General features: G+C 62.8%; 3 protein-coding genes. All 3 read right to left on the bottom strand.

The genetic code is table 11. From position 1 onward, the window contains the following. Window positions 1-1165: IS66 family transposase (locus WAS25_RS14125; RefSeq protein WP_422313206.1), on the bottom strand; the 1165-nt coding region annotated here is incomplete at its 3' end. Window positions 1166-1230: 65 nt separating this feature from the next. Then, complete coding sequence (tnpB, locus tag WAS25_RS14120) at window positions 1231-1560, bottom strand: IS66 family insertion sequence element accessory protein TnpB (RefSeq protein WP_422313204.1); 330 nt, start codon at window positions 1558-1560, stop codon at window positions 1231-1233. Between the two features lie 17 nt (window positions 1561-1577). Further along, complete coding sequence (locus WAS25_RS14115; protein WP_422313202.1) at window positions 1578-2024, bottom strand: hypothetical protein; 447 nt, start codon at window positions 2022-2024, stop codon at window positions 1578-1580. Between the last annotated feature and the right edge of the window lie 221 nt (window positions 2025-2245).

Here is a 2245-nt window from a genome sequence, read left to right as displayed (position 1 = left end):
ACTCCTCGGGGAAATCCTCCGCCACGTCCACGAACCGCCGCCGGGCGTGCGCCAGGCAATGGGCCACGATGGTATCCAGGTCCCCCGCCGTGTTGGCTGCGGCGGCGTCGCACATCTGGATCGGCCTGCCGAGTTCACCCTTCCGGCGTCGAAGCACCTCGGCCAGGTTCTCCCCGGCGTGGTTCATGCCCGTGAGGAACAAGGCCACCCAGTTCTCGCCTGCCTTCGAGATGAGCCCGGAGGTGTAGACGCCCTTGCGCTGCTTCGTGCCCCTGGTCATGAGGTCGGGCCGGGACAGCACCTTCATGGTGGTGTCGTCCTGGTAGATCACATCCCCCTGGGCCGCCCAGGTAATCAGTTCCTGGAAGGCAGGCTCCAGGAGGCCCGCCGCCTCCAGGGCCAACTTCCATTGCGTTCCCGCCGGGAGGGGAATGCCCAGGCCCGCTTGCAGCTTCGCCAGGCGGTAGAAGGGCGTGCCTGCGCCATACCGGAGCATGGAGATCATGCTCGTGGCCGTCTCGTCATACTTTTCCTCTCCCATCCCTTCCGGGGCCGGAGCCTTGAACACCTCGCCGCAGCAGTTGCAGCGGAGGCGATCCAACTCCACCACCTTGGCCGAGAGGGGTGACATGCCCACCACCCGCACCAGCACGGCGGGCTTGGCCAAGGGATAGACCTTCCCCTTGGGGCACTCCGGGCAAGAGTCCCCCGCCGACAGATCCGGGTGTGGCACCTGGACCTGCTCCGCGCCGTGGTAGCAGGAGGCGGGGTTGCGCCCATGGCCCTTGGCCTTCGGCTTCTCGTCAGGCTTATCTCCAGACGGTTCCGGGCTGGCCGAGGCTTCCGGCCCCGGGGTATTTCCCGGAACGGAAGGCTCGGGTGCTCCGGGAGGAAACACGTCGTCAGTCTTCTCTGAACTGGATCCGAACAGCATGGCCTGGAGGCGCCGGAGGGTGGTCCCCTTGCGCTTCAATTCCTCCATCAGGACGCCCAAGGTCTGGAGGGATGCATGCAGGGCCTTGGCCTCAACGGCATTCAATGGCTCCCTTTCGGCTTTGGCGACATAGCCGTAGAGGGTGGCCAGTTCTATTTCCTGGACATCGATAGGAACGCAGCCCGACAGCGCCGTGGAAGGATGCGGTTTCCGCTGCCTCGAACGTCCCATGTCCTCGACTCTGGCATGCGAGCCAGAAAAGTACAACTGTTTTATACAAACGAGTTGAGCATCAATCATTTGAAGGCTCGCCATGCGGCTGGAACGCCGGTCGTTGCTGGGTTCCCGGCGCAGATCAACACCTGGAGTTCATGGGCCAGAAGCTCTGCCGATTCCCCATTCCCCTCCGGCCAGTGCCGAAACCGGCCTTCTGATAGGCGCTTCGTACAGAGCCAGAATCCCAGTTGGTCGTGAACCAGGACCTTGATGGAACGGCCTGTCCGGCTGCGAAAGACGAACACCCAGCCGGAGAAGGGATCGCTCCGAAGGCGCTCACGGCAGAGTTGCGCCAAGCCGTCGATCCCATTGCGGAAGTCCACCGGCTCTACCGCCACGAGGACCCGCATCTGCGGAGTAACCTGAATCAAAGGCCGCCCCCGACGAAGGCTGCGACAATCCCGGCAGCGTCCAGGTCGGTGCCTGGTTTCAGACTGATCCGCATCCGGGCACCGTCTGGCCGAGAGATGTCGATCACCAGGCCAGATTCCGGGGTGGGATTCTGACGGGGGGCAGATGCGGGATGCCCCGTCGCTGCCCTCCCAGAGGCTGGGATCTCCACAAAAGTGATCGAGGGTTCAGGGGACGGCTTTCCCGCCAGTGCTGCCACCCGTTTCCGGAGGCCGCCGTAATCCAGTTCCACGGCGCGAGCGATCCTGCACACCCCGTACTTCACCGCGAGCGGGACAGCGGCGTCCCAGAACGCGTCAGGCGTGAGCGAGAATTGACCATCCTTCGCCTGCCGCCATTTCTGGACCTGCTGCTTCAGCCGATTCACCGCTGGTGGCAGAGGTTCCTGTTCAGGAAGTGTCATGGGCCCTCCTTGGGACCCACGAGGCTACCGGCCATCAGCCAGGGATTTCACGCACGCCTGCCGTCATCTCACTGGAATCAGGTGTCCTGTTTTCCTAGTGATGAAGCAGAATTTGCGTATAATTCAGAAGTAGCGCAATTCGACCAGACTCACCAAAAGAACATCTTCAAAACCTGGAGTTCTTAGATGCACAGGGACCCCGAAGCGAGCTTGCTTGAGAG

This window comes from Geothrix sp., assembly GCF_049292215.1.
Lineage (GTDB): Bacteria > Acidobacteriota > Holophagae > Holophagales > Holophagaceae > Geothrix.
The sequence above is the reverse complement of the archived record's forward strand: the minus strand, read 5'-3'. Positions and strand labels throughout refer to the sequence as shown.

Excerpts from the sequence above, each read along its gene's own strand:
- tnpB (WP_422313204.1), bottom strand. The coding sequence starts at position 1,560 with ATGCGGGTCCTCGTGGCGGTAGAGCCGGTGGACTTCCGCAATGGGATC.
- WAS25_RS14115 (WP_422313202.1), bottom strand. The coding sequence starts at position 2,024 with ATGACACTTCCTGAACAGGAACCTCTGCCACCAGCGGTGAATCGGCTG.